This window comes from Mesorhizobium sp. M2A.F.Ca.ET.046.03.2.1, assembly GCF_003952425.1.
Classification (GTDB): Bacteria; Pseudomonadota; Alphaproteobacteria; order Rhizobiales; family Rhizobiaceae; genus Mesorhizobium.
The window spans coordinates 2,085,977-2,110,396 of sequence record NZ_CP034449.1 but is presented as its reverse complement, the minus strand read 5'-3'; the positions used below and the strand labels follow the sequence as shown (position 1 = coordinate 2,110,396).

Below are 24,420 nucleotides of genomic sequence, written 5' to 3'. Positions count from 1 at the left end.
CGCTCGTACTCAGCCCAGTTCCCTGGCTTCGTTCAACATGATCGCGTCAGAGGAGGTATAGCCGCCATCGACGGTGATGCTCGTGCCCGAGACGAAGCTGGCCCGGTCGGACAAAAGGAAGGCGACCACGCCAGCGACTTCCTCCGGCTTTCCGTCTCGCCCAAGCGGTGTGACCGACGCTGATCCCGAGGACGCCCCAGTCGTCATGTCGGTTTGGATCCATCCCGGCGAGACCGCGTTGGCGCGGATGTTTCGGGAGCCGAGATTGCATGCGAGGCTCTTGGCCAGATTCACCATCGCCGCCTTAGAGGCCGCGTAAGCCATACTTGCGTAGGAGCCGACGAACGCGTCAGTGGACGCGACCAGAACCACCGATCCTCCCGACACGATCTGCCTCTGCAGTCCAAGCGTCAGGCGCAACGCTGCATTCAGATTGACTTCGAAAGTGCGGTCCCAGATTGAAATGTCATATTCGGTAAATTTCTCGAACTTGACGATTCCCGCGTTGTGGACGATGCCCCGAAGTTGGACGCCGTTGAGGCGCCGCATTAACTCGTCCTGACTATGCCGCGCACCCGCATCGAAATGGTGAAGCGTGACTTTGCGCCCCAGCTTCTCGCCATACGAAACGAGGGTCTCTGCGGCAGCGGCATCGTTCAGGTAGGTGGCATGCACATCATAGCCGTCTCGAAGCAACATTTCTGCTGTCGCTCGCCCGATGCCGCGGGACGCGCCGGTTACCAGCGCAATCGGAGCTTCACTTGGTTTCGGCATATTGTTCCTTGATCCTCTTTTTTGCTTTTGGTTTCATTTTCTGATCTTGATCCATTTCAAGGAACAGGTTTACGCCTTTGCAGGCATAGTGCAGGGCCGAGGTCAGAATTTCTTTGGCCCTAGCCGCGTCGGCCACCTCCAAGGCGTCGATGATCGCAACCAAGGCCGCATTCAGTCGCGTGACGATGCCTCTTTCCTCGAAGGCCTCGCGCGACGGCGGAGCCGTCTTGATCCAGACGCTTTCGATCATCTCAATGAGCGCCTGAGATTCTCCTCGCACGTAGATTTTCATCAGAAGGCCGTTGAACCGAGGGGCGTATCCAACGGTGTCGCCAGCCTCGATGTCGCGCTGCATGCACTCGACTTCACTTCGGAGCGCCTGGATCGTTTCACTCGATATGCGCCCGGCGGCCCTCTCCAGGGCCAGGCATTCGAGTCTCACCGAGATCTCAAGGTATTCGTTGAAGCTCTGCCGGGAAACGAAGGGGACACGCGCCGACCGGTTTTCCTCGACGATAAGAATACCCTCTTCGCCGAGACGCCGGAACGCCGTACGGACTGGCATCGGACTGACGCCCAGCTCGGCGGCAATATCGCGGATCTTCAGTCGCTGGCCAGCCCTCCAGCGGCACTCAAGGATATCCTGACGGACAAGCTTGTACACACGGTCCGAGGCGGTCGTGCTTTGCTCGTCTTTTTTCGCCATCTGTGACTCATTTGTGATATCTGACATTCGCGCCGATACCCTATCTATCCCGATAATCTCCGGCAATGCAATCTCCTTTTCCAATTTTGTGATTGACATGTGATAATAAGTGCGCCCTACTTTGGCTCGTCGGTCATTTAAAAGGGGTTTCGCCATGCGTTTTCCACTCTCAGCAGTCACGTTGGCGTCCGCGCTTTGCGTCAGCCTGTGCATTTCTTCCGGGAACGCGCTGGCCGCCGCTGAGTCCCAGGACCCGGTGCGGATGGCGGTCGTTAGTGCGCCCGACGCGGACTTTATCACGAACGTGTTCGGGAGCTTGCTCAAGAAGGCCGGATACAACGTCCAGTACGTGCATACCGACTATACGGCGCAGTTCACGGCCATCGAACTTGGCGATCTCGAGATCAGTCCCGCAATCTGGTCGTCTTCTCCCGAATTGATCGCAGCTGCGCTTGCTTCGGGTTCTGTGACGAAGGTGGGGTCGGTCGGCGTCAAGATCAGGGAAACCTGGTGGTACCCCAACTATGTTGCCGAGCTATGCCCGGGGTTGCCGGATTGGAAGGCGCTCAAGAATCCTGCCTGCATCAAAGCGCTATCCAACCCAGAGACAGATGGAAAGATCAACTATCTAGGAACACCCGCGGATTTTGACGCCGATGACGAGCGCCGCATAGCGGCGCTCGGGCTCGATGTTCACATAACCTTGCCGGGCACAATGGCGGCCATGGTCGCCACAATGCAGGGCGCAGTCGAGAGGAAAAAGCCGATCATCGGGTTTGGTTTCGTGCCCCACTGGCTCTACGGTTCCGGCGTTGGCACCTTTGTCGATTTCCCGCCCTATGAGGACGCATGCCGCAGCGATCCCGCCTGGGGCATCAACCCTAATCTCGTGGGTGACTGCGCGTTGCCCACGGGAGATATCATCGAGTTGATCAACAATGATTTCGCCAAGCGAGAGCCCAACGTAAGCGGTCTCTTGAAGAAATTTGTTCTGACCAATGACGATGTTGCATGGGGCATCCTCAAGCAAGATAAGGGCGGGCTTACGCCCGAAGCTGCCGCGGCTGAGTGGATCTCTGCGAACGAGAAAAAGTGGTCGCCGTGGCTTCAATAAGCTTCGGCCCGACATCTTTGGCGCCGCTCTTTCGCCCCAAATGGCTGCCGAGCAGCCGTTTGTGGGTAGCACTCGGCCTTGTTTTGCTGTTCGCGGCCTATGTCGGGCGGGATCTGCTTCCCGATGGGCTGTATGTATGGCCGAAGCAATGGCTGTTGCCATTGCTCAAGATATCCAATGATGTGCTCAACCAGTTGCTTCGCCGAACTGAAATTTTTGGCGAACCTCTCCGGATGTGGACGCGTGCGGGCGGTGAGGCGTTCGGTCTTCCGATGCGTGGCCTTCAGAACCTATTAACGACCGGCTGGACCTTTCCAGGAAGCACCCCCGCCGAAACGCTTACGCTGCCGCCATTGTCGTGGGTGTCGGTCGTTCTTGCCGCAACCTACCTGGGTTGGCTCGCTGGCGGGCGTCGTCTGGCGGTCCTGGCGTTCGCTACTTTCGCGTATTTTCTCATCTTCGACCTTTGGGCTGCAGCGACATTGACGCTCGCATCCGTGGCGTTTGCAATCGTCGTCGGCGTGGTCTTTGGCCTGGTGCTTGGCGTGATGCTGTTTCGCTGGGGTTGGCTTGAAGCCGTATTGAACCCCGTCTTCGATGTCATGCAGACGATTCCGCCATTTAGCTATCTGGTGCCGGTCCTGATCCTCTTCGGCTTTGGTCCCGTCGCGGCACTCGTGGCAACACTGATCTTCGCCTTGCCGCCCATGGCGCGAGCGGTGGTCTATGGCCTGCGCCGGCTACCGGACCATACGTCCGAGCTATCCAGCATGACCGGTGCCTCCCGTTGCCAGGGTACATCGAAGATCCTTTTGCCAAGCGCGAGGGACGACCTCCTCCTGGGCGTCAATCAACTGGTGATGATGGCGCTGGCTATGGTCATTCTGGCTTCGATGATCGGCGCAGGAGGTCTGGGAGCGGAAGTGCTTCGCGCGATCCAGTCCCTCAAGATCGGCCGCGGGTTGGAGGCGGGGATTGCGATAACTCTGCTCGCCGTACTGCTCTACGGCTACGGACATTCAATTGCCGTGCGTCGGCCTTCGCATCTGTCTCGGCCTCAGCCGGTGAGGCACCTCGCGATCCTGGCCGCCATCCTGATCATCCCCACAGGCGCAGGAATCGCGATTGCACCTCTGGCGCAATATCCCGCCGCGTTGACGATCTCGACCGCCGATTTCTGGTCACGCGTCATCAGCTGGCTGAACAGCAATTGGGGCGACGGTTTCGAAGCCACCCGGCTGATCATCACGCTCGGCGTCATCCGGCCCTTGTTGACGATACTGAGAGATCTCGGCTGGGTGTCGATTGCTGCCTGCATCCTGTGTTTCGGCTTTGCGCTGCGGCGACCCTCTCTTGCTGTCCTGTCTTGCGCCACACTCATCCTCATCGCTGCCATCGGCTATTGGGATAAGTTGCTGATCACCTTCAATCTGGTGATGATCGGAACGCTGCTCTCCCTTTTTGTCGGAGCGCCTTTGGGAATCTGGGCGGGATCTTCTCGCCGCGTACACGCGGTGTCGGAGGTTATCGTCACGACCCTGCAGACGTTGCCTTCTTTCGTATACCTGGTGCCCGTCGTCATGCTTCTGGGTCCGGGCGATGCAACCGCGGTGATTGCCATCGCGCTCTACTCCGTGGCGACGACGGTGCGATACACCGACCATGCCATCCGCAATGTCGATCCCACCACGATCGAAGCCGCGGTGGCGTTCGGGGCCACTCCGCTTCAAACGTTCTGGAAGGTTCGTCTGCCTCTTGCCCGACCTGGCCTGATGCTAGGTCTCAACCAGACCATCCTCATGTGCGTTGGGATGGTGGTCATCACGGCGCTTGTTGGCTCACAGGGGCTTGAACTGGAGACCGTGGATGCCATCGCTCGCGTCGAGCCCGGCAGAGGATTGCTTGCAGGCCTCGCGATTTCCGCACTGGCGATCATCCTGGACCGCTATGTAGGCGCGGTCGCGGAGAAATTGAACGCACCCGGCTCGCCTCGCGCCAATTCATCATCATGATCTTTGGGCCGGCTGCCTCTAGGCTGCGGCTCAGCAGGGGGCTGAAGGAGGCCGATTTTGCCGGCGCAGACGTTGTCGCAGGGGCCCCGCAATACGACCCGACAAACCAACACAGCGCAGGTCGGGGCTCGGTGCTCATTGAAATTCTAAGCCTGCTCACGTTTTGCCCTTCGCTCGCATGAATCGGCTGTGAGCCCTTTTCGAATAAAGGAGGAGCCTTGTCATGCTCGATAAGCGGAAGTTCTATATCGGTGGCGAGTGGGTATCGTCCATCGCGGCGATGAACCTCGAAGTCCTGAACCCTGCAACCGAAAAGCCGATTGCCGTCATTTCAATGGGGTCCAGGGAGGATGTCGACAAGGCGGTCGAGGCAGCCAGGAATGCGTTCGCGTCCTACAGTCGAACTACTCTGGAAGAGCGGCTCCGGCTGCTCGAAAGGTTTCTGGCCATTTACAAGCGTCGCTACGACGAGATGGCGGAAACGATCACCTTGGAACTGGGCGCCCCGATCACTATGAGCCGCGAGCAGCAGGCCGATGTTGGTGTCGGCCATCTCCAGGGGTTCATCGATGCGCTGCGCGATCTGAAAGTTCGCGAGGAACTGCCAAACGGCGATGTCGTTCTGCGCGAGCCTATCGGCGTCTGTGGTCTGATTACGCCATGGAATTGGCCGATCAATCAAATCGCATTGAAGGTGGTGCCGGCCCTCGCGACAGGGTGCACATGCATCCTGAAGCCCAGCGAACTCACGCCTCTCAACGCCATGTTGTACGCTGAGATGATTGATGAGGCAGGCTTTCCCGCGGGTGTGTTCAATTTGGTCAATGGTGGCGCCGATTGCGGCGCGGCGCTTTCGAAGCACAAGGACGTCGACATGATGTCCTTCACCGGCTCAACGAGAGCAGGGATCGCAGTCAGCAAAGATGCTGCGGACACTGTCAAAAGGGTGACCCTGGAGCTTGGTGGCAAGTCTCCAAACATCGTTTTCGAAGATGCGGATCTCGAAGAGCGCATTTCCGCCAGCGTCGCTGACTGCTTCAACAACTCAGGCCAATCCTGCGATGCGCCAACGCGCCTTCTCGTGCAGCGCTCCGTCTATCAAAGGTCAATCGAGATAGCGGGTCGAGCCGCCCTGGCTGCCGAAGTTGGAGATCCCATGAAGGAAGGGACCCACATTGGACCTCTGGTGAGCGCCATTCAGTTCGACCGTGTGCAAACCTTGATCAATGCGGCAATCGATGAAGGTGCGAACCTCATCGTCGGCGGCCCAGGCAAACCGGAAGGCTTCGAAACTGGCTACTTCGTAAAACCAACAATCTTCGTCGACGTCGAGAACGGGATGCGCATCGCACGGGAAGAGGTTTTCGGGCCGGTTCTTGCGATTATCCCTTTTGACGGCGAAGAAGATGCCATCACGATGGCGAATGACACGGCTTACGGCCTTGCCGCCTATGTGCAAACCGGCGATCCGAAGAGAGCGGAAAGAGTTGCTTCGCGTCTGCGGGCCGGCATGGTGCATATCAACGGGGCGCCGCATCGCTACGGAAGTCCATTTGGCGGCTACAAGCAGTCCGGAAATGGCCGCGAGGGCGGCAAGTTTGGTCTTGATGACTTTCAAGAAGTGAAAGCAATTCACAGACCTGACGTAGCCTAACGTGTTGATTGCCAATGAGAACTGACCCGCCAACACATGGACGCGGCATCGCTTCCCCTGAGTTGGAGAACGGCTCTTAGTTCCTGGAACGAAGTGCGTTGTCGAGATGCGGCGACAGACTGATCTCATCGGCCGTGAAGTATCCGCAGTCCGCAAGGGCGCTGCGGAGGCTCGGCCTCTCTCCAAGGTGCAAAAGAACCACGGGAAAGCTCAATATTCCATCAAGCCCCTCGGGCTCGCAGCCGGTCGCATAGCCGTGAAGTTGGCTGGGCGAGGAGAAAACGCCCACACTCAGCACCAGGAACCAGGTCGACCGGCGATGCCGCTTTTCCTGTACCTGGCCGAACAGTATGCCGTAGCGGGTGAACGCGGTTCCCTCATAGACCATCCGGCGGGGCAACGAGATTGCTGGCCGCGCATAGCGCTCAATCTGCTTGATGATCAGGCCGCGCGGCGTTGCCGACAGGCGCAGTAAATTGCGGTAGTACAGATCCACTTTGGGGTCGGGTCGGAACACCATGTGGTAGTACCCCATGGCGACGCGAGGCGTTTCGTCGCCTTCTGTCAAACGGTTCTGAATAGCCGTGAAAAGATCCGGGCTCGCCCCCAACTGCGGCGGGCGGAGGCGAATGAGTTCGCGAAAACTGTCGGGGTCCTGAAGGATTTCATGTTCTTCGACACCAAAATAATCACAGATCCGCCGAAGGCTGCGGAGCGAGGGCTCGCCTTGTCCGGCGAGGTAGCGGTGGTACTGCGTGCGATTGACGCCGGTGCCGCGGCACACTTGTGAAACCGAAGCGGCATATCCGGTCAGAAGGCGAAGGTTCCGCGAAAGGGTCGTGTCGATCATCGCCTTTGGCCTGTCGCTAATTGCCCAGTTTACCATCACAACCGCGACAGCGGATTTGTCAAGAAGTCGTTGCCTGCAGCGCTTTGTCCTGTCAGCTTGAGGTCGAACGCAGACATCAACGGGGACCGTATACGTGTTGGATGGGCCGCCATCCGTCACGCGTAGAAGAATATTGCCTGCGATCAACTAGCGGCTGTGATGGCCTTGGTGGGGAACACGATCATGATGGCGAAGGCCGACATCCTGATTCGCAACGCGAAGGTGACGACCGGCGCGCTCGGGGCTCCGGCGGCAGATTGGATCGCTGTGGCCGGAAGTCGGATCATGGCTTTGGGCTACGGCGACGCCTGTGCGTGGATTGGAGCGCGGACCCGTGTCATCGACGGTCAAGGGGCCAGTCTTTTGCCCGGCTTGAACGACGCGCATGTGCATCTGTTCTCGGGTGGTCTGGCGCTGACCGACCTGAACCTGACCGGCATTCGGGGTGCGGCGTATTTGCGCGATGCGGTGGCACGCTACCGCGCGGCACGACCGGGATTGGGGTTCATCTCTGCTTTTGGGGCGGACTATAGCCTGATCTCAGACACAACGGCGCCAGATCGTCACGATCTGGATGGGGTCTGCCCCGATGTCCCTTTTATGATCATGGCGGTGGACTTCCACACTGCCTGGGCCAACAGCGCGGCGCTGGCGCTGGCGGGCATCACGCGCGGGGCCGATCTGCCGCCCGGCAGCAAGGTGGTGATAGACGACGCGGGTGAAGCGACGGGAGCGCTGGTGGAATTCGGGGCGATCGACCTGATGCGACGCTGCAATCCGGCCAGTGCGCGGCATTCAGCTGCAGCGCAGCGACCGCTGGAAAGTCCTGCGGTCAGCGTAGAGGACCGCGCTGCCGACAAGGCGGTGCTGCGTGCGGCGATTCAGCATTGCGCCGAACTGGGGCTGACTGCGGTGCAGAACATGGACGGCAGCCTCTATCAATTGGAACTGCTCTCCGAGATCGAGCGCGACGAGGGCTTGGCCGTGCGGGTGCGAATGCCCTTTCAGGTGCAGCCGGGACATGGGCCACACGATCTGGCGCATGCAGTGGCGTGGCGTCACCGTTTTGCCTCTGACAAGCTGAGCTGCGATTTCGTCAAGATTTTCGCCGACGGCGTGGTCGAGGGCGGTACGGCGTATATGCTGGCCGATTATGCCCATAAACCGGGCCACCGCGGCGCGCCGTTGATCGCAGATGCCGAATTGCAGGCGTTGGTGGTCGAGGCCGACCGTCTTGGCTTCCAGGTGGCCGTGCACTGCGTCGGCGATGGGGCGGTGCGGCAGGTGTTGGATGCCTTTGCCGCCGCGCGGGCGGCCAATGGCTGGCGCGCGGCGAGGCATCGGATCGAACATGTCGAGATGATCGACCCCGCTGACCTGCCACGATTCGCCGAACTAGGCGTGGTCGCGTCCCTGCAGCCCTGTCATGTTCCGGCGCGAGGCGAAGGCTATCTGGATTTGATCGGCTCGGCGCGCGGACGTTACGCCTTCGCTTCCGCCGATTTGCGGGCGGCGGGAGCGGCGGTGGTCCTGTCCTCGGACTGGCCGATTGCGCCCTTGGAGCCGATGGCCACGCTGCATGCGGCGTTGACGCGTGAGGCTTGGCCTAGCGGCGGACCAGACCATCGAATTAGCTTGGCAGTAGCTCTGGACGGGATCACCCGTGCGGCAGGTTGGGTAGCGTTCGATGAGGCTGATCGCGGAGCTCTGGCCCCTGGGGCGTTGGCCGATCTGACGCTGCTGGATCGAGATCTTGCCGGCGTTTTTCCCGAAGGCTTGCCCGCCGTTTGCGCCCGTCTGACCATCTGCGACGGACAGATCACCCATGACTCGGACGTTGTGGCGAGTTCCGTGCGACAGACGGAGGAGGTGTGATGGCTCGGGTAGAGAATTCCCCCTCTGCACCATGGGATGATCCCACAGCGCGCCCTCTGATCCGCTTTGACAGCGTTACCAAGCGCTTCGGCACCTTCACCGCGATCGAGGATCTGAACCTGTCGATCTACCCTCGCGAGTTCTTTGCGCTTCTTGGCCCGTCGGGCTGTGGCAAGACGACGATGATGCGGATGCTGGCGGGGTTTGAGACGCCGAGCGCCGGGTCAATCCACCTTGACGGGGCCGATATCGGCCATGTCCCGCCGCACCTGCGCCCGGTCAACATGATGTTCCAAAGCTATGCGCTGTTCCCGCATCTGTCGGTCTGGGACAACATTGCCTTCGGCCTGCGGCGGGACGGTTGGGCGAAAGACCGGCTCGCGGCGCGGGTGGAAGAGATGCTGCGGCTGGCGCGGCTGGAGAAATTCGCGCGAAGGAAGCCCGATCAAATCTCGGGTGGACAGAAGCAGCGGGTGGCGCTCGCCCGCGCCTTGGCCCGCGCGCCGAAACTACTTTTGCTGGATGAACCGCTGGCCGCGCTGGACAAAAAGCTGCGCCATGAGACGCAGTTCGAGCTGATGGATATTCAGGAGAAAACCGGCACGACCTTTGTCATCGTCACCCACGATCAGGAAGAGGCAATGACCGTGGCCAGCCGGATTGCGGTGATGGATCACGGCAAGCTGGTGCAGGTGTCAACGCCTGCGGGGATCTATGAGGCACCGAACTCCGTCTATGTTGCGGATTTCATTGGAGAAGTTAATGTCCTTCCCTCGACCATAGCGGCGCTTGAGCCAGGATTCTGTGCTTTGCAATGGGCCGAAGGCAGCTGCCATTTGCGCGCCGCGTACGAAGCGGGTCTGTCCCAAGGCCAACGGATCTCTTATGCGATCCGGCCCGAGAAGATCGACGTCTCGGCCACCCCGTCCGAAGGGCAATCCAATTGCTTGAAAGGGCGGGTTGTCGACATCGCCTACGTCGGTAGCATCTCGATCTATCATGTTGAGGTCGCCCAGGGCGTGACCATCAAGACCCAGACCACAAATGCCCATCGTCTGTCGCGCCGCGATTTCACCAGGGACGACGAGGTTTGGCTGAGCTGGGCCGATACTGCCGGCCTTGTGCTGACGCGGTGAAGCGATGATCACCCGCCGCACGCTTCTGATTGCCGTGCCCTTCCTGTGGCTGGTGCTGCTTTTTGCGGTGCCGCTGCTGATGGCCTTCCGCATCTCGCTGTCCCAGGCCACCACAGCCATTCCGCCCTATCTGCCTGTGCTAAGGCCGGGAGGCGGTTGGGCGGGGCTGAAGGACTTCCTGTCGCAACTCAGCTTCGACAATTACCGCTTTCTGACCAGCGACGGCCTCTATTGGAAAGCCTACGTCTCCAGCCTTGGAATCGCGTTCCGGGCCACAGTGCTGACGCTTCTCGTGGGCTATCCCATCGCCTATGGCATCACCCGCGCGTCCGATCCGTGGAGGAAAGTCCTGCTGATGGCGGTGATCCTGCCCTTCTGGACCTCATTCCTGATCCGGATCTACGCCTGGATCGGTATCCTGTCGAACGAGGGCATCCTGAATCAATTGCTGATGGGACTGGGGCTGACCCATGCGCCCATCATGATGCTGAAGACGCCTTTCGCGGTCTATCTGGGCATCACCTATGCCTATCTGCCGCTGATGGTGCTGCCGCTTTACGCGACGCTGGAGCGGCTGGACGGATCGCTGATCGAGGCGGCACAGGATCTGGGCTGTTCGCGCTTGAAAGCCTTTTGGCTGGTGACATTGCCGATGTCGCGGTGGGGGGTGATGGCAGGGTGCCTCCTCGTCTTCATTCCGGCGATAGGCGAATATGTCATCCCCTCGCTTTTGGGCGGCTCATCAACGCTGATGATCGGCCGCGTGCTGTTTGACGAGTTCTTCACCAATCAGGATTGGCCCGTGGCCTCGGCGGTGGCGGTGATCCTGCTGGCCCTTTTGATCGTGCCCATCGCGCTGTTCCACAAGGTGCAGGATCACCTGCAAGCCAAGGAGCAGCCATGAGACGCGGGATGTCCTGGTTCAACGTCACCTCGGTCAGCTTTGGTCTCGCGTTCCTCTATCTGCCGATGCTTGTCCTGGTGATCTACAGCTTCAACGCCTCCCAGCTGGTCACAGTCTGGGCGGGGTTTTCGACAAAGTGGTATGGATCCCTGTTTCACAACGCGAAATTTCTGGATGCGGCGCTGATGTCGCTGAAAGTGGCGCTGGTCTCGGCCATGCTGGCGACGGCCCTGGGCACGATGACGGCCTTCGTGCTGGTGCGGGCCGGGCGGTTCCCAGGGCGGACGGTGTTCGCCATGCTGGTCTTTGCGCCTCTGGTCATGCCCGAAGTGATCATCGGCCTTTCCACGCTTCTGCTCTTCATTGCTGTGGGGCTAGACCGAGGGATGTGGACGATCATCCTGGCGCAATCCACCGTGCAAATAAGTTTCGTCACGGTCATTGTCGCCGCGCGGCTGGCCAGCCACGACCGATCGATGGACGAGGCCGCGCAGGACCTTGGCTGCACCCAGTTCACCGCCTTCTGGCTGGTTACCCTGCCCCTGATCGGACCAGCGGTGGTGTCGGGCTGGTTTTTGGCCTTCTCGCTCTCGCTCGACAATCTGGTGGTGGCTTCGTTCACATCCGGGCCAGAGAGCACCACGCTGCCAGTGCGGCTGTTTTCCATGGTGCGCACCGGGGTTTCGCCCGAGATCAACGCACTCTCCACAATCGTCATCGGCATCGTCGCTACCGGCGTTATTGCCGCCGCGCTGGTGGAACGGCGGGCGAGGCGCAAGACGACTGACTAAAAAGAGCGGGGCAAAAGCCCCTTAACGCAACAGAGGGAAACGATGATGAAAAAAGCGATTGGACTGACAGGGTTATTGGTCCTGGCGGCGCTGACTACCTCGGCAAGGGCCGAAGAGGTATTGCGGCTCTATGCCTGGGATGGGCTGTTTGACAGCTGGATCGCCGATGGCTTCACCGCCAAGACCGGGATCAAAGTGGTCTATGACAGCTACGATTCCGACGAGTCGCTGGAGACGAAGCTTCTGTCGGGCAACAGCGGCTACGACTTTGTTGTGCCTTCGGCCACGCCATTTCTGGCGCGCGAGATTGCGGCAGGGGCGCTGGAACCGCTGAACAAGGATTGGGTGCCGCGTTACGCCGCACAAATCCCCGAACTGATGGCGCTTTTGAAACGCAGCGATCCGACGCTCGGCTATGCCGCTGTGGGTGGATGGGGCACGCTGGGGATGGGCCTCAATGTGGGCAAGGTCCACGAACGCCTGCCCGATGCGCCGATTGACAGCTATGATCTGATCTTCAAGCCCGAGAATGTCGCGAAACTGGCCGATTGCGGAGTGTCGATCGCCGATTCCGCAACCGAAGTGGTTCCGATTGTTTTGAACTATCTGGGGCTCGATCCGCAAAGCCAGGACCCTGCTGATCTGGACAAGGCGATGGCGCTTTTGCAGTCGATCAGACCCTATGTGCAGCTAAGCAAGGGCAAATTGCCCACTGAAATGGCTGCGGGTGATGTCTGTATCGCCATCGGCTATTCCGGCGAAGTGATCCAAGCCAAAAACGCCGCGAAGGTAGCCGCTAACGGGCAGGACATTCAATATATCCTGCCGAAAGAGGGCACGCTGGCCTGGATTACGTCGCTGGCCATCCCGAAGGGCGCGCCCAACCCGAAAGCCGGCCATGCCTTCATGGATTATCTCCTGACCCCGCAAGTAGGGGCTCACATGACGGAGGTGTCGGGTTACGGCAACGGGGTCCCGGGCTCGCGGGCTCTGCTGCCCAAGGAATTGGCGGAAGACAAGACCATCTTCCCCGAAGGCGCGGTTATGGCCAAGCTTTTTGTCTCCGGCACGGTCAAGGACACGCTGACCCGCCAGCGCAACCGCGCCTGGACGAAGTTCCAGTCAGGGGAATGAACGATGTCCGACCTTGTGGTGCAAACAGAATCGGGTGCCGTTCGCGGCACCCGATTGCAGGATGGATGTCTGGCTTGGCTCGGCATTCCCTATGCCGCACCGCCAGTGGGTGCGCTGCGATTTCGCCCGCCGAAGCCGGTGGCATCTTGGTCGGGCGTTCGCGAGGCAGACCGTTTCGGCGCGGCCCCGCTCCAGCGCTTCAAGGGGGACATGGGGCCGCCGGACGATTTCTACAACAGCCTGCCCGAAGGCCCGTTGGATGTGGTGGGCGAGGAGGATTGCCTCACTTTGAACATCTGGGCTCCTGCCAAGGACGGCAAAAAGCGCCCCGTCTATGTCTGGATCCATGGCGGTTCCAACCATGAAGGAGCTAGCCGGCTGCCCCTGTACCACGGCGATGTGCTGGCGCAGCGGGGCGATATCATTGTCGTCTCGCTGAACTACCGACTTGGCGTTCTCGGCTTCATGGATGTCGAGCCGGTTCTGGGGCCGGGCTATCGCAACGCGCAGGTAAACGGGCTGAAGGATCAGCTTCTGGCGCTCGATTGGATCAAGGCCAACATTGGGTCGTTTGGCGGCGATGGTAGCAACATCACCGTGGCCGGAGAGTCCGCGGGCGGGATGGACGTGAGCTGGCTGCTCTGCTCGGGCCGGCTGAAGGGTCTGGTTCGCCGCGCCGTGATCATGAGCTGTGTGACTGGCCCTGCCGGGATTGGCGGTGACGGGCCGCGCTGGCGGCACTCACCCGAAACAGTGCGCGAGATCGGTGTTGACGTGATGAATCGCGCCGGGGTGGCCGACGCGGACACTCTGCTGAACGCTCCGGCAGTGGATCTGGTGCGACGGGCAGCCAGCGTTGACTATGAGGACGAACTGTTCGGCCTGGACGGGCAATTTTATCCCGGCCTCGACGGTGATCTGTGGTCCGTGCCGCCCATGCAGGCGGTGGCAGAGGGGGCGATGGACGGCATCGACCTGATGATCGGCTACACCAATTACGAGGCCGGTGTGTGGCTGATGGCGCTTCCCGATCTGGACAAGGCCGATCCAGCCTGGACGGCGGCGCGGTTTGGCTTTCTTTCGGCCATAACCCAAGCCGAGGCCGTGGCTGCATACGCCGGATTCTTCCCACACGAGACTGCCGGAGTTCAGGGCATGCACCTCGTCTCCGATGTGGGTTTTACCCTGCCGACCACCTGGTTCGCCGAAGCGGCCGCCGCCCGCGGATCGAAAGTGTGGATGTATCGCCTGGACTACGAGGTCAACGCCACCTTGCGCGCCATGCATGCGGCTGACCTGCCGTTCTTCTTCGCAAGGCCTGACAGCGCCGCCGCGGCGGAGTTGATCGGCCCGACCACACCGCAAAACGCGGAGATTCGCTCCAGGCTTTGCAGCGAGATGGCCGGTGCGCTGATTTCCTTTGTCCGCGAAGGCACCCCGGCTTGGCCCGAATACAACCACACCGGCGGGCAGACGAGGATCTTTGGACCGAAAAGCCACCTCGCGTCCCACCCGCTCGGTGTGCGCAGAGCCTTCTGGGACAAAACCCTTCTGGCCCGGTTTACCGGACGGAATGCCGCGAAGGGATGACCATGTATCACGCGCCGCTGGCTAAACTCGACGGTTCCATCCGCTTCGGGGCCGAGTTTACGGTGCCGGATGGCAAGTTTCACTGGCCGATGATGCCGGGAGGCACCGCATGAGCATTCTAATCGCAGGCGGCGGCATTGCCGGACTGGTGATGGGACTGACACTGCACCAATTGGGCCAGCCCTTCCGCATCTTTGAGCGGGTGGCCGAACCCAAGCCACTGGGTGTCGGGATCAACCTGCAACCTAACGCCGTGCGCGAGTTATTCGATCTGGGGCTTGAGGTACAACTGGACCAGATCGGTATACGTACGCGTCAATACGGTTTCTACACCAAATCGGGGCGCGAGATTTGGGTCGAACCGCGTGGGCGGGTGGCGGGCTACAATTGGCCGCAACTGTCGTTGCATCGTGGGAAGTTCCAGATGCTACTGCTGGAAGAATTGCGTGCCCGTGCGGGTGATTGTGTGGAAACGGGTGCGGCGGTAGCGGGGTTTGAAACCTCGGATCATGGCGCAGCACTTCTCTTGACTGATGGTCGGCGCGTGGAAGGCGAACTTGCGATTGCGGGCGATGGCATCCACTCCGCCATTCGCCGCCAGATGGTGCCACATGAAGGCGAACCAATCTGGAACGGTGCCATCATGTGGCGCGGCACCAGCGAGGCGCCGCATTTCCTGGGTGGCAATGCGATGTTTCTAGCCGGGCATGACAGCCAGCGCTTCGTGGCTTATCCGTTGACGACGGAAGACCCGAACACAGGCCTTGCCCTGATCAACTGGATCGCCGAGCTGAAAGTCGACCCGGTGCGCGCCCTCCGCAAGGGCGACTGGAACCGTTCTGCCAACAAGGCGGATTTCCTGCCCGCTTTTGAAGATTGGGATTTTGGCTGGGTCGATTGCCCTGGCCTGATCCGCATCTCGGGCGCGGTTTATGAATACCCAATGGTGGACCGCGACCCCTTGCCGTCGTGGACGACCGGCAATGTCACCCTGATGGGCGATGCGGCTCATGCAACCTATCCGGTGGGGTCAAATGGGGCGACACTGGCGATCATTGACGCCCGCAAACTTGGCCGAGCGATCCGCGACTTTGGCCCCACGCGGCCGGCGCTTTTGGCCTATGAGGCTGAGATGCGTCCCCGCGCGGAAGGCGTCCTGCGCGCCAATCGAGGCAAGGGGCCGGATGCGGTCATGCAAATGGTCGAGGACCGCTGTGGCGGAGTGTTTGAGGATATCGAAACGGTCATCCCTCGCGCCGATCTGGCCGCCCATGCTGAGCACTACAAGCGCCTGTCGGGCTTCTCGATCGATATTCTAAACGCAGAGCCGCCAATTCTTGGTCCCTTCAAAGGCTAAGCAGCATGACCCAATTTTCCGAGTTCCGCGTGCAGGTCGGAGTCCCGTTGAAGTTGGGCGACGATGGCTTTGGGGAGGCGCGGATCGTGCCCATCCTTGGTGGCACGGCCCTCGGCTCCGGCATTTCGGGTCGCATTCTGCCTGGCGGGACGGATGAACAGCGCATCCGCGCCGATGGGCGGACCCGCATCCATGCCCGCTACGTGATCGAGGCCGAGGACGGCGCCTTGATCCGGGTGGATAGCCAAGGCCTGCGTCACGGCCCGCCCGAAGTAATGGCTGCGCTCCTACGGGGTGAAAAGGTGGATTCGACGCAAGTCTATTTTCGCACCGTGATCCGCTTCGAAACCGCAGCCCCGGCCCATGACGATCTGAATCTGCGGCTGTATCTCGCGAACGGAGAACGTCAGCACGATTGCGTGATATTGCGACTTACTGAGCTTGCCTGACGAGAGCCGACGGCACTATCACCCAGGAGTTTGTTAGCGGCGATCGCACGGCTTGATCCTCATTCTAGGCACAGCTTAGTAATCTGGTCCAAATGCAAAGTCCGAAGGTTGTCGATGATGTCATTGCTCCTTGCGGGGATAAGACAGAGACGCCACTTGCATTGAAAACTAGTCCTTCTACCGGTCTTTAGGTTCGCCAGACCATACGAGAGAATACGAGGCAAACGGGTTGGCGAACCAGCCACTAACGTATTGTTTTTCTGTAGAAAACGACGACCGTCGGGCCCACCAGAAGACCTATGTAAATAATTGATTTTGCTGTATATTTCTGAGGCGACCCACAATGTGGACTCGAACCCCTTTTTTTGACCGAAACGAACCCACCGATTTTTACTCGCGATCTCAGAATCTCCAGAGGCGATACTGCGTTGCCCAGCGGTCCGAGTCTGGAGAGCGCTACATCGCTAGACGCGCTATCGAAGAAGCACTATTCTGCTATCGCCGACGCTCAGCATAGAGGGTAAACGTCGCCGAAAACCGCTCGCAATTGGGATGGCTTGGCCACGGTCTCGACGGCTAACTGCCTCTGACAGCGCGCCGTCCCTTGTTTGTCACCTCCTTTTGCCGCCGAATTCTCCGGTCACCCCATCGATGGCTCGGTTCGGAAAGTCATTCGAAACGTAGTTGTCGAATTCCCGCGGTTTCTCCACCATCCACAGGAATGACGGCACCATTGATGAATGACGAATTGCTGGAAAGCAGCCAGCCGACCACCTCGGCGACTTCGCGCGGATCCGCGATCCGTTCCACGGGTATGGTTCGAAGCAAGGCGTTGAGAATGGTCGGATTGGCCATCGTCGATGCCATCATCCGGGTATTGACCTGGCCAGGACAGATGACGTTGAAGCGCACATCCTTGCCGTGCTCAAGAGCGAGCGCCTGGGTCAGACCTATGAGTGCGGCCTTGCTCGCGCAATAAGCAGCCATACCCTCGGCGCCTGTCATTCCAGCGACGGACGAAACGGTCACCACGGATCCTTTGGACCTGATCAGGCCGGGCAGGCTCAACCGCGTGAACAGATAAACGCTTCGGGTGTTGACTGCGAAAATCCTGTCCCATTCCTCCGCCGTCGTATCGATGAAGGTGCGCCGCATCGACATGCCCGCATTGTTGACGAGGCCAGCGATCTGTCCGTCGCCTAGCGTCAGTGCCAGATCAACCGCCGCTTTGCAGTCGGCCTCGTCGCTGACATCTGCCCGGCAGAAGGTAACTCTCGAGAAAGCGCCTGCTATCTCCGAACCCTTTTTCGCGTCACGACCGACACAAAGGACCTTGGCGCGCTTTGATGCCAGATGCTCGACGCATGCGGCACCAATTCCATGGGTGCCGCCGGTTACGATGTAAATTCCCGTCATCGCCATGCTCCTGCGCCATTGATGTCTTCGGTCAGTACCTGTTTCATCGCGTGGATAGTTTGCTGGATGTCGTTCTCGTCATGCGCTGCGGAAATCATGAAGGTCCCGCGTGCAAAGGACCAGATGCCGTGGTGGAGCAGGGCACGATGAATGCGTGCCAGGAACTCCTTATTATGCGACAGGACATCTCGATAGGTTCTGGGAATTGTCGCGGACCCATAGACGCTGACGACGGCGCCGGGGCCGCCTGCGGATAGCTGAGTTCCTGTCTCCCGGAAAACATGGTTGAAGCCGGCGATAAGTTCTTTTCCCAATCGTTGGATGTGTTTCAGAGCCGCCTGGTCATCACGCTTCAATTCGCGCAACACAGCAAGCGCGCCGGCGCAGGACAATGCGCCGGAATTGTAAGTTCCCAGATGCGAAACGGCATTGTCGACCAGGAGCGACATGATATCGTCGCGGCCGCCAAAGCCTGCAATGGGCAAGCCGCCGGCAAACGCCTTGCCGAACGTGCAGAGATCGGGGACGATCGCGTAAAGTTCCTGCCCTCCACCGAGCGCCATCCTGAAGCCACTGACCACCTCGTCGAAGATCAGGATCGAGCCATAGGCTGACGCCAGCGAACGGAGCTTTTCCAGAAAACCCGGTGCGACTTCCAGAAATCCGTTGTTCGTCGGGCACGGCTCGAGAATGATAGCTGAGATCTCGCACCCATGCCGTGCCATGATCTGCTCAATCCCCGTGAAGTCGTTCCATGTTGCGATGACAATGTCGTCGATCACACTCTTGGGCTGGCCCGGAGTCATCGGCACGGGTTTCGGATGGCTGGCGAGCCCCATATGCGCGACCGGCTTGACGCTTATGAAGACATTGTCCGCCCAGCCATGAAAATGGCCCTCGAATTTCAGGATCTTGTCGCGGCCGGTATATGCACGTGCCAGTCGCAGTGCCGACTGCACGGCCTCGGTTCCGGAATTGGTGAACCTTACCTTGTCGACACAAGGGAATGAGCTGACGACTTCTTCGGCGAGCAGCAACTCGCTCTCGCAGGCCGCACCAAACATGATGCCGGTTTCAAGCGATTGAGCGATTGCTTCTGAGAGAACGCGTGGGGCATGGCCGAGGATCAGCGGGCCGAACGCGAGCATGTAGTCTATGTAGCGTTTGCCGTCGGCATCCACCACATGCGCGCCTTTGCCCTTGGCAATGAAGAGATCGCGGTGCTCGTAGCGCCCCCCGCTTCCTATCCCTCCGGCAAGCACGTTGGCCAATCTCGCTGTCAAGCCGGCAGATTGATCCTGCTGGCCTGCCCCCCCGATTTCGTTGCGCATCGAGTTGAATCTCTCCGTTGGCTGTGCGGCGCGCGAATTTGCGAATCCGCTTCTTGTAATCTGTAATCTATAAGTTATAAGTGCGAAGTCATAAGTGCAAGCGGGTACGACCGTTGCGCTATCGGAAATCCGGGGAACCCGAGGCATGAGCAACAATCACCGCGCGGCCGAGATGCAGTTGCACCTGCATTCGCAGACGAATCCGCGCCTTCATGAAACCGAGGGACCGCTGATGGTTGTGGAGGGCCGCGGCGCAACCGTGGTCGATGATTCTGGTCGCCGCTACATCGAGGGCATGTCGGGGCTCTGGTGCGCCTCGCTCGGATTTTCCAATGAGCGGCTTGCGAATGCTGCGTATCGGCAGATGCGCACGCTTGGCGCCTATCATACGGCCAATCACCGTTCGAACGAACCGGTCGCAGAGTTGGTGAGACTGATCGAGGAGATCTCACCAATCCCCTCCTGCAAGATCTACCTGACCAGCACGGGCTCCGAGGCGACGGACTCCATGGTCAAGCTGGCCTGGTATTACAACTGCGCGCGAGGCAAGCCTGAAAAGCGCAAGATCATCAGCCGGCAAGGCGCCTATCACGGCAGCACCGTAATGGCGGCGGCACTCTGCGGATTGCCCAACATGCACCGGGCATTCAACCTGCCGACCGGGGATATCCTCTATGCCAGGCGGCCCCATCATTTCCGGGAGGCCGAGCCGAACGAATCGTTGGCTTCATTTGGTGCAAGGCTCGCCCGCGAACTGGAAGCGATGATCCTCGCGGAAGGCGCCGACAATATCGCCGCGATGATTGCCGAGCCGGTGATGGGCGCCGGAGGCGTCTTTATCCCGCCAGAGAACTATTTCCCGCTGATCCAGGAGGTGCTCGCTCGCCACGACATTCTACTGCTGGCCGATGAGATCATCTGCGGCTTTGGCCGCACGGGAAATTGGTTTGGATCCGAGACCTTCAACATCAAGCCGGACATGGTGTCGATAGCCAAAGGCCTCTCGGCCGGGCATATGCCGATTGCCGGCGTCATAATATCAGACAGGATATACCAGGCCATTGCCGACCAGGCCGCCTCGATCGGGGTGTTTGGCCATGGGTTCACGTATTCGGGCCATCCTGTGACGTCCGCCGTCGCTGTGGAGGCGCTCAGGATCTACCAGGAAATCGACATTGTGGGGCTGGCGCGTAGCGCCGGATCGCACCTGCTTTCGTCGCTTCGGCAGAAATTCTCCGATCATGAATTTGTCGGCGACATCCGTGGTGTAGGCCTCCTCGGCGGAATTGAGATCGTCGCCGATCGGAAGGACAACATTCCGTTCGCCCCCGAAGAGCGCATCGGCGCGAAAATCGAGATGGCGTGCCGACGGCGCGGCGCTCTCGTCAGGAACATGGGCGACACGATCGCCTTCTGCCCCCCATTCCAGATCAGTGAAACGGAGACGGAACAGCTGGTGGAGATCGTCCATCAGGCGCTTGAAGACGTCTTCGGCTAGTAGATTCAGACAATAAAAACATCACGTTAAGTGCAGAACTGGGAACGGCATCCATGCTTCAGCGTATCAGCGAGAGCCATAGGGACGATACACTTCCTCCGCAGACGAACGTCGTCGTTCGCTTCGAGAATGTGTCAAAGGCCTATGACCGGGACAACATCATCATCAGGGGGCTGACCCTGGACATCGAGCGGGGCGAGTTCCTCACGTTGCTTGGTCCATCCGGATCCGGCAAATCGACATCGCTGATGATGCTGGCGGGCTTCGAGGCTCCGAGCGCTGGTCGGATCTATCTCAACGGCCGGCCGATCGAAAATCTTCCGGCCCACAAGCGGAACATCGGAATGGTGTTCCAGAACTATGCGCTCTTTCCCCACATGACTGTGGCAGAAAACCTCGCCTACCCATTGCGCGTGAGGAGACTGGCGAAGGGTGTCATCACCCAGCGCGTGAACCGCGCTCTGGACATGGTGCAGATGCGTGACTTCGCTGAAAGGAAACCCGCGCTGCTGTCGGGTGGGCAGCAGCAGCGCGTCGCGCTGGCGCGCGCGATCGTCTTCCAGCCGGAACTTATCTTGATGGACGAGCCGCTGGGCGCGCTGGACAAGAGGCTGCGCGAAGACCTGCAGCTCGAGATCAAGCATCTGCATCAGGAGCTAGGTGTGAGCATCGTCTATGTGACCCATGACCAATCCGAAGCGCTCACCATGTCGGACCGTATCGCGATCTTCAACTGCGGGCGCATTGAGCAACTCGACAAGCCCGGCGCGCTTTACGATGCGCCGCAGACACGCTTCGTGGCCGGCTTCATCGGCGACAACAATGCCATTGAAGGTGAGGTCATCGCTGTCAGAGATGGGTTGGCAACGCTCATCATCGATCACGGAATAAGCACACAGGCGCGTGCGGCTACTGGTCTTGCGAAGGGCCAGCGAGCGATCATCTCCATTCGGCCCGAGAAGATCTCTCTCCGTGCCGCGGGAAACAGCTCCGCCGCACAGCTGACTGCCCGCATCCGCGATCGGATCTATCTCGGAGATCACTTCCAGTTTCACGCCCAGACCGATGCCGGCACCGGGCTGCTGGTCAAGCAATTGAACGTTGCTGAAGGGCTCGGCCTGAATCCGGGCGACCGGTGTGAACTCACATGGGCCGCCGAAGACTGCATCGCCTTTTGCGCATGAGCAGAGGACAAAATGCCGAGCAGCAATAATCTGATGGAGACAGACCTTGTTGGCCTTGCCGCGCTGGTTGCCGCCAAGGATCTTACGCCATCTGAACTGGCCGAAACCGCGCAGGCGCGGATTGATCTTGTCAATCCGCTTGTCAACGCGGTGATACGCCCGATCCACCCGGCGCAGGATCTCGCGAATCTGGCGGACCTGAACGCGGCTCCTTTATCGGGAGTCCCCTTCCTCATCAAGGATCTGGCGATCAATTATGCTGGCCTTCCCACCAGTGCAGGCAGTCCCTTGCTGGTCGACAGACCTGTGTCGCATGACAGCGAACTCATGGCGCGCTACCGGAAATCCGGCCTGGTAACGCTGGGGAAAACCAACACCTGCGAATTCGGCACGCTCGGGACGACTGAGCCGAAATTGTTCGGCCCGACACGCAACCCTTGGGACACAAGACGGTCCAGTGGCGGCTCCAGCGGTGGATCGGCGGCCGCTGTCGCCGCCCGGATGGTGCCGGCGGCACACGCCAATGACGGGGCAGGATCCATTCGCATTCCCGCCTCCTGTTGTGGCGTGTTTGGTCTGAAACCCAGCAAGGGGCGGATCACCCATGGTCCTGACTTCGGAGAGGGCAGCGTCGCGGGTATCGGCGCGGAACATGCGGTGACCTTGTCGGTCCGGGACAGCGCGGCACTACTGGACGTGACAGCTGGCGGAATGCCGGGCGATCCCTACTACGCTCCGGTGCAACGCTCCAGTTTCACCGAGCAGATGAGGCGCCGCCCTCGAGCCTTGCGCATCGCGTGTGCCGATGTCTCGATGTTTGGAACGCCCGTCGACCCTAGCTGCAAGGAGGCGGTCCACGAGGCGGCGCGTCTACTAGAAGATCTTGGTCATCAGGTTGAGTTCAACGCGCCGGATTTCTCATTTGCGGAATATGAGGAGGTGTACCGGCGGTTCTGGACGCTGACGGCGACCCGTATACTGTCCTTGCTTTCGGAGCGCACGGGTATCGCTATCGACAGCGCCGTCGAACGGTCCGAGCCGTTCAATCGCTACCTTTTCGAAGAGGGCATCAGAATCACCGCTGCGCAATATTTGAAGGACATCGTGTTCTTCAACTGCTTCGCGCGCAAAATTGCCGAGTTCCACAGCCGATATGATCTTTGGCTGACTCCGACCCTGGCCTCGCCGGCACCGCTTCTCGGTCACTTCGACGCGGGCGTGCATGGAGGAGACGCGGTCATGGACCGCTTCATTGAATTCCTCGCCTTCACGACATTCGCCAACATGACCGGACAGCCAGCCATGAGCGTTCCACTTCACTGGAACGCCGAGGGCCTGCCTGTCGGCACGCAATTCACGGCGCGCTACGGCGAGGAGGGACTGCTTTTCAACCTGGCGCGACAACTCGAGGAGGCGAGACCGTGGGCCGATAGAAAGCCCAACCTAAAATCGTGATCCAACAAAAACATCAAATCGAAGGGAACTGAAACATGCGAATGAACCCGATTTCCACCTTGCTATCCGCGGCGGCCATCCTGCTCGCCGCTCAAGTTGCCCATGCCAGCGACATAACCCTGGTCGGCGCCGGCGGCGTGCTGCAGGACGCCGAGCGTATGGTCTTCTTCGAACCGTTCGCCAAGGAGGCCGGCGTAACGTTTTCGGAGGATTCTTACGCTGGCGAGCAGGCCAAGATCCGTGCCATGGTGCTGTCCAAGAACGTAACCTGGGATGTGGTCCAGCTGGACCACGCCGAGATGATCGTTGGCTGCGACGAGGGCCTCTATCAGAAGCTCGATTGGTCCAAGATCGGCTATCCCGAAGATTTCCTGCCCCAGGCGGTACAGCCATGTGGCGTCGGCGCATTCGCATGGTCGTTTATCTTTGCCTATGATCAGGATCGCATCACCGACGGTCCGAAGAACTGGGTCGATTTCTGGAACCTGAAGAAGTGGCCCGGCAAGCGCGGGATGAGAGCATCCGCGCGCTTGACCCTTGAAGCCGCGCTCCTTGCTGACGGTGTCAAGAATGAGGATCTCTACAAGGTCTTGGCCACCGACGAGGGTGTGGCGCGTGCATTCAAGAAGCTCGACGAGATCAAGTCGCAGATCGTCTGGTGGTCGACCGGTGCTGAGCCCATCGAGCGGCTTGCAGCCGGCGACGTCGCGGTCACGACAGCCTTCAACGGTCGCGTGACGACGGCAAACCAGAACGGCCGGCACTTCGCGCTTGTATGGGACGGACAGATGTACGGTCAGGACTACTGGGGCATCGTTTCGGGCTCGCCCCACAAGGATTTGGCCGAGAAGTTCCTCACATTTGCGAGCCGACCGGAAATCCAGTCGAAGCTTCCCGAGAAGATCGCCTATGGCATCATGAACAAGAAGGCGATCGCGATGGTCTCTCCGAAGGCCGGGGAGGCCATGCCGACAGCCCCTCAGAACCTGAAGAACGCGATTCCCTTCGACGCTGCTTTCTGGGCGGAAAATGACGCGGATCTGACAGCCAAGTTCGAAGCCTGGCGTGCGCGCTAACGAGCAGGTGGCAAGGCCCCGGGATGCCTTCTCGCCCGGGGCTGGGATTTCGGCACGATCGAATGGTGCGACCAA

At 60.0% G+C, this 24,420-nt stretch carries 20 protein-coding genes; 15 read left to right on the top strand and 5 right to left on the bottom strand.

Annotated elements, in window-relative coordinates:
- Nucleotides 1–9 precede the first annotated feature (9 nt).
- Nucleotides 10–774: an SDR family oxidoreductase gene (locus tag EJ072_RS10040; protein ID WP_126079551.1), complete on the bottom strand. Its 765-nt coding sequence runs from the start codon at nucleotides 772–774 to the stop codon at nucleotides 10–12.
- Entirely contained in the window at nucleotides 758–1,636 is an 879-nt protein-coding gene (locus EJ072_RS10035; RefSeq protein WP_189343282.1) for a GntR family transcriptional regulator, read from the bottom strand. The genes EJ072_RS10040 and EJ072_RS10035 overlap by 17 nt, the downstream gene beginning before the upstream one ends.
- On the opposite strand from EJ072_RS10035, the gene EJ072_RS10030 reads away from it, so the two are divergent.
- From EJ072_RS10030 to EJ072_RS10020, 3 genes are all read left to right on the top strand, one after another.
- The gene (locus EJ072_RS10030; RefSeq protein ID WP_126079549.1) at nucleotides 1,635–2,594 is read left to right on the top strand and encodes an ABC transporter substrate-binding protein; all 960 of its coding nucleotides are present in this window, start codon (nucleotides 1,635–1,637) and stop codon (nucleotides 2,592–2,594) included. The two genes, EJ072_RS10035 and EJ072_RS10030, sit on opposite strands and share 2 nt — an antisense overlap.
- A complete protein-coding gene (locus EJ072_RS10025; RefSeq protein ID WP_126079548.1) occupies nucleotides 2,573–4,606 on the top strand; it encodes an ABC transporter permease subunit in 2,034 nt (677 codons plus the stop codon). Before EJ072_RS10030 ends, EJ072_RS10025 begins: the two co-directional genes overlap by 22 nt.
- Before the next feature lie 223 nt (nucleotides 4,607–4,829).
- The gene (locus tag EJ072_RS10020) at nucleotides 4,830–6,260 is read left to right on the top strand and encodes an aldehyde dehydrogenase family protein (RefSeq protein WP_126079547.1); all 1,431 of its coding nucleotides are present in this window, start codon (nucleotides 4,830–4,832) and stop codon (nucleotides 6,258–6,260) included.
- A gap of 76 nt (nucleotides 6,261–6,336) precedes the next feature.
- Here EJ072_RS10020 and EJ072_RS10015 read toward each other — a convergent pair whose 3' ends face one another.
- Nucleotides 6,337–7,110 (bottom strand): helix-turn-helix transcriptional regulator, encoded by a 774-nt coding sequence (locus tag EJ072_RS10015; protein ID WP_189343281.1) that lies wholly within the window; start codon nucleotides 7,108–7,110, stop codon nucleotides 6,337–6,339.
- Between the two features lie 222 nt (nucleotides 7,111–7,332).
- On the opposite strand from EJ072_RS10015, the gene EJ072_RS10010 reads away from it, so the two are divergent.
- From EJ072_RS10010 to EJ072_RS09975, 8 genes are all read left to right on the top strand, one after another.
- Complete coding sequence (locus EJ072_RS10010; protein ID WP_189343280.1) at nucleotides 7,333–9,024, top strand: amidohydrolase; 1,692 nt, start codon at nucleotides 7,333–7,335, stop codon at nucleotides 9,022–9,024.
- A complete protein-coding gene (locus EJ072_RS10005) occupies nucleotides 9,024–10,160 on the top strand; it encodes an ABC transporter ATP-binding protein (RefSeq protein WP_126079544.1) in 1,137 nt (378 codons plus the stop codon). The genes EJ072_RS10010 and EJ072_RS10005 overlap by 1 nt, the downstream gene beginning before the upstream one ends.
- A 4-nt stretch (nucleotides 10,161–10,164) precedes the next feature.
- Complete coding sequence (locus tag EJ072_RS10000) at nucleotides 10,165–11,064, top strand: ABC transporter permease subunit (protein ID WP_126079543.1); 900 nt, start codon at nucleotides 10,165–10,167, stop codon at nucleotides 11,062–11,064.
- On the top strand, nucleotides 11,061–11,855 hold the full coding sequence (locus EJ072_RS09995; protein ID WP_126079542.1) for an ABC transporter permease: 795 nt from the start codon (nucleotides 11,061–11,063) through the stop codon (nucleotides 11,853–11,855). The genes EJ072_RS10000 and EJ072_RS09995 overlap by 4 nt, the downstream gene beginning before the upstream one ends.
- 42 nt (nucleotides 11,856–11,897) lie before the next feature.
- Complete coding sequence (locus EJ072_RS09990) at nucleotides 11,898–12,989, top strand: extracellular solute-binding protein (protein ID WP_126079541.1); 1,092 nt, start codon at nucleotides 11,898–11,900, stop codon at nucleotides 12,987–12,989.
- Between the two features lie 3 nt (nucleotides 12,990–12,992).
- Nucleotides 12,993–14,579, top strand: a complete 1,587-nt coding sequence (locus EJ072_RS09985) for a carboxylesterase family protein (RefSeq protein ID WP_126079540.1) — start codon at nucleotides 12,993–12,995, stop codon at nucleotides 14,577–14,579.
- Between the two features lie 109 nt (nucleotides 14,580–14,688).
- Nucleotides 14,689–15,936 (top strand): flavin-dependent oxidoreductase, encoded by a 1,248-nt coding sequence (locus EJ072_RS09980; RefSeq protein ID WP_126079539.1) that lies wholly within the window; start codon nucleotides 14,689–14,691, stop codon nucleotides 15,934–15,936.
- A gap of 5 nt (nucleotides 15,937–15,941) precedes the next feature.
- Nucleotides 15,942–16,385, top strand: coding sequence for a DUF3237 domain-containing protein (locus EJ072_RS09975; protein ID WP_126079538.1), 444 nt, complete (start codon nucleotides 15,942–15,944; stop codon nucleotides 16,383–16,385).
- A 669-nt stretch (nucleotides 16,386–17,054) separates the two neighbouring features.
- Here EJ072_RS09975 and EJ072_RS09970 read toward each other — a convergent pair.
- Nucleotides 17,055–17,801, bottom strand: a complete 747-nt coding sequence (locus EJ072_RS09970; RefSeq protein ID WP_126079537.1) for an SDR family NAD(P)-dependent oxidoreductase — start codon at nucleotides 17,799–17,801, stop codon at nucleotides 17,055–17,057.
- Nucleotides 17,798–19,132 carry an aspartate aminotransferase family protein gene (locus tag EJ072_RS09965; protein WP_189343279.1) on the bottom strand — a complete coding sequence of 445 codons (1,335 nt, stop codon included), beginning with the start codon at nucleotides 19,130–19,132 and terminating at the stop codon, nucleotides 17,798–17,800. Before EJ072_RS09965 ends, EJ072_RS09970 begins: the two co-directional genes overlap by 4 nt.
- A 145-nt stretch (nucleotides 19,133–19,277) precedes the next feature.
- Between EJ072_RS09965 and EJ072_RS09960 the strand changes: the two genes are divergently transcribed.
- From EJ072_RS09960 to EJ072_RS09945, 4 genes are all read left to right on the top strand, one after another.
- Nucleotides 19,278–20,630 (top strand): aminotransferase, encoded by a 1,353-nt coding sequence (locus EJ072_RS09960; RefSeq protein WP_126079535.1) that lies wholly within the window; start codon nucleotides 19,278–19,280, stop codon nucleotides 20,628–20,630.
- Nucleotides 20,631–20,683: 53 nt separating this feature from the next.
- A complete protein-coding gene (locus tag EJ072_RS09955; protein WP_126079534.1) occupies nucleotides 20,684–21,814 on the top strand; it encodes an ABC transporter ATP-binding protein in 1,131 nt (376 codons plus the stop codon).
- Nucleotides 21,815–21,826: 12 nt separating this feature from the next.
- On the top strand, nucleotides 21,827–23,269 hold the full coding sequence (locus tag EJ072_RS09950) for an amidase (RefSeq protein WP_245467269.1): 1,443 nt from the start codon (nucleotides 21,827–21,829) through the stop codon (nucleotides 23,267–23,269).
- 137 nt (nucleotides 23,270–23,406) lie between these two features.
- On the top strand, nucleotides 23,407–24,345 hold the full coding sequence (locus EJ072_RS09945; protein WP_245467268.1) for an ABC transporter substrate-binding protein: 939 nt from the start codon (nucleotides 23,407–23,409) through the stop codon (nucleotides 24,343–24,345).
- Nucleotides 24,346–24,420: the final 75 nt, after the last annotated feature.

Excerpts from the sequence above, each read along its gene's own strand:
- EJ072_RS10005 (WP_126079544.1), top strand. The coding sequence starts at position 9,024 with ATGGCTCGGGTAGAGAATTCCCCCTCTGCACCATGGGATGATCCCACA.
- EJ072_RS10015 (WP_189343281.1), bottom strand. The coding sequence starts at position 7,110 with ATGATCGACACGACCCTTTCGCGGAACCTTCGCCTTCTGACCGGATAT.
- EJ072_RS09950 (WP_245467269.1), top strand. The coding sequence starts at position 21,827 with ATGCCGAGCAGCAATAATCTGATGGAGACAGACCTTGTTGGCCTTGCC.
- EJ072_RS09985 (WP_126079540.1), top strand. The coding sequence starts at position 12,993 with ATGTCCGACCTTGTGGTGCAAACAGAATCGGGTGCCGTTCGCGGCACC.
- EJ072_RS09990 (WP_126079541.1), top strand. The coding sequence starts at position 11,898 with ATGATGAAAAAAGCGATTGGACTGACAGGGTTATTGGTCCTGGCGGCG.
- EJ072_RS09965 (WP_189343279.1), bottom strand. The coding sequence starts at position 19,132 with ATGCGCAACGAAATCGGGGGGGCAGGCCAGCAGGATCAATCTGCCGGC.
- EJ072_RS10030 (WP_126079549.1), top strand. The coding sequence starts at position 1,635 with ATGCGTTTTCCACTCTCAGCAGTCACGTTGGCGTCCGCGCTTTGCGTC.
- EJ072_RS10020 (WP_126079547.1), top strand. The coding sequence starts at position 4,830 with ATGCTCGATAAGCGGAAGTTCTATATCGGTGGCGAGTGGGTATCGTCC.
- EJ072_RS10010 (WP_189343280.1), top strand. The coding sequence starts at position 7,333 with ATGATGGCGAAGGCCGACATCCTGATTCGCAACGCGAAGGTGACGACC.
- EJ072_RS09970 (WP_126079537.1), bottom strand. The coding sequence starts at position 17,801 with ATGACGGGAATTTACATCGTAACCGGCGGCACCCATGGAATTGGTGCC.
- EJ072_RS10035 (WP_189343282.1), bottom strand. The coding sequence starts at position 1,636 with ATGGCGAAACCCCTTTTAAATGACCGACGAGCCAAAGTAGGGCGCACT.
- EJ072_RS10040 (WP_126079551.1), bottom strand. The coding sequence starts at position 774 with ATGCCGAAACCAAGTGAAGCTCCGATTGCGCTGGTAACCGGCGCGTCC.
- EJ072_RS09980 (WP_126079539.1), top strand. The coding sequence starts at position 14,689 with ATGAGCATTCTAATCGCAGGCGGCGGCATTGCCGGACTGGTGATGGGA.
- EJ072_RS09955 (WP_126079534.1), top strand. The coding sequence starts at position 20,684 with ATGCTTCAGCGTATCAGCGAGAGCCATAGGGACGATACACTTCCTCCG.
- EJ072_RS09975 (WP_126079538.1), top strand. The coding sequence starts at position 15,942 with ATGACCCAATTTTCCGAGTTCCGCGTGCAGGTCGGAGTCCCGTTGAAG.
- EJ072_RS10000 (WP_126079543.1), top strand. The coding sequence starts at position 10,165 with ATGATCACCCGCCGCACGCTTCTGATTGCCGTGCCCTTCCTGTGGCTG.
- EJ072_RS09995 (WP_126079542.1), top strand. The coding sequence starts at position 11,061 with ATGAGACGCGGGATGTCCTGGTTCAACGTCACCTCGGTCAGCTTTGGT.
- EJ072_RS09960 (WP_126079535.1), top strand. The coding sequence starts at position 19,278 with ATGAGCAACAATCACCGCGCGGCCGAGATGCAGTTGCACCTGCATTCG.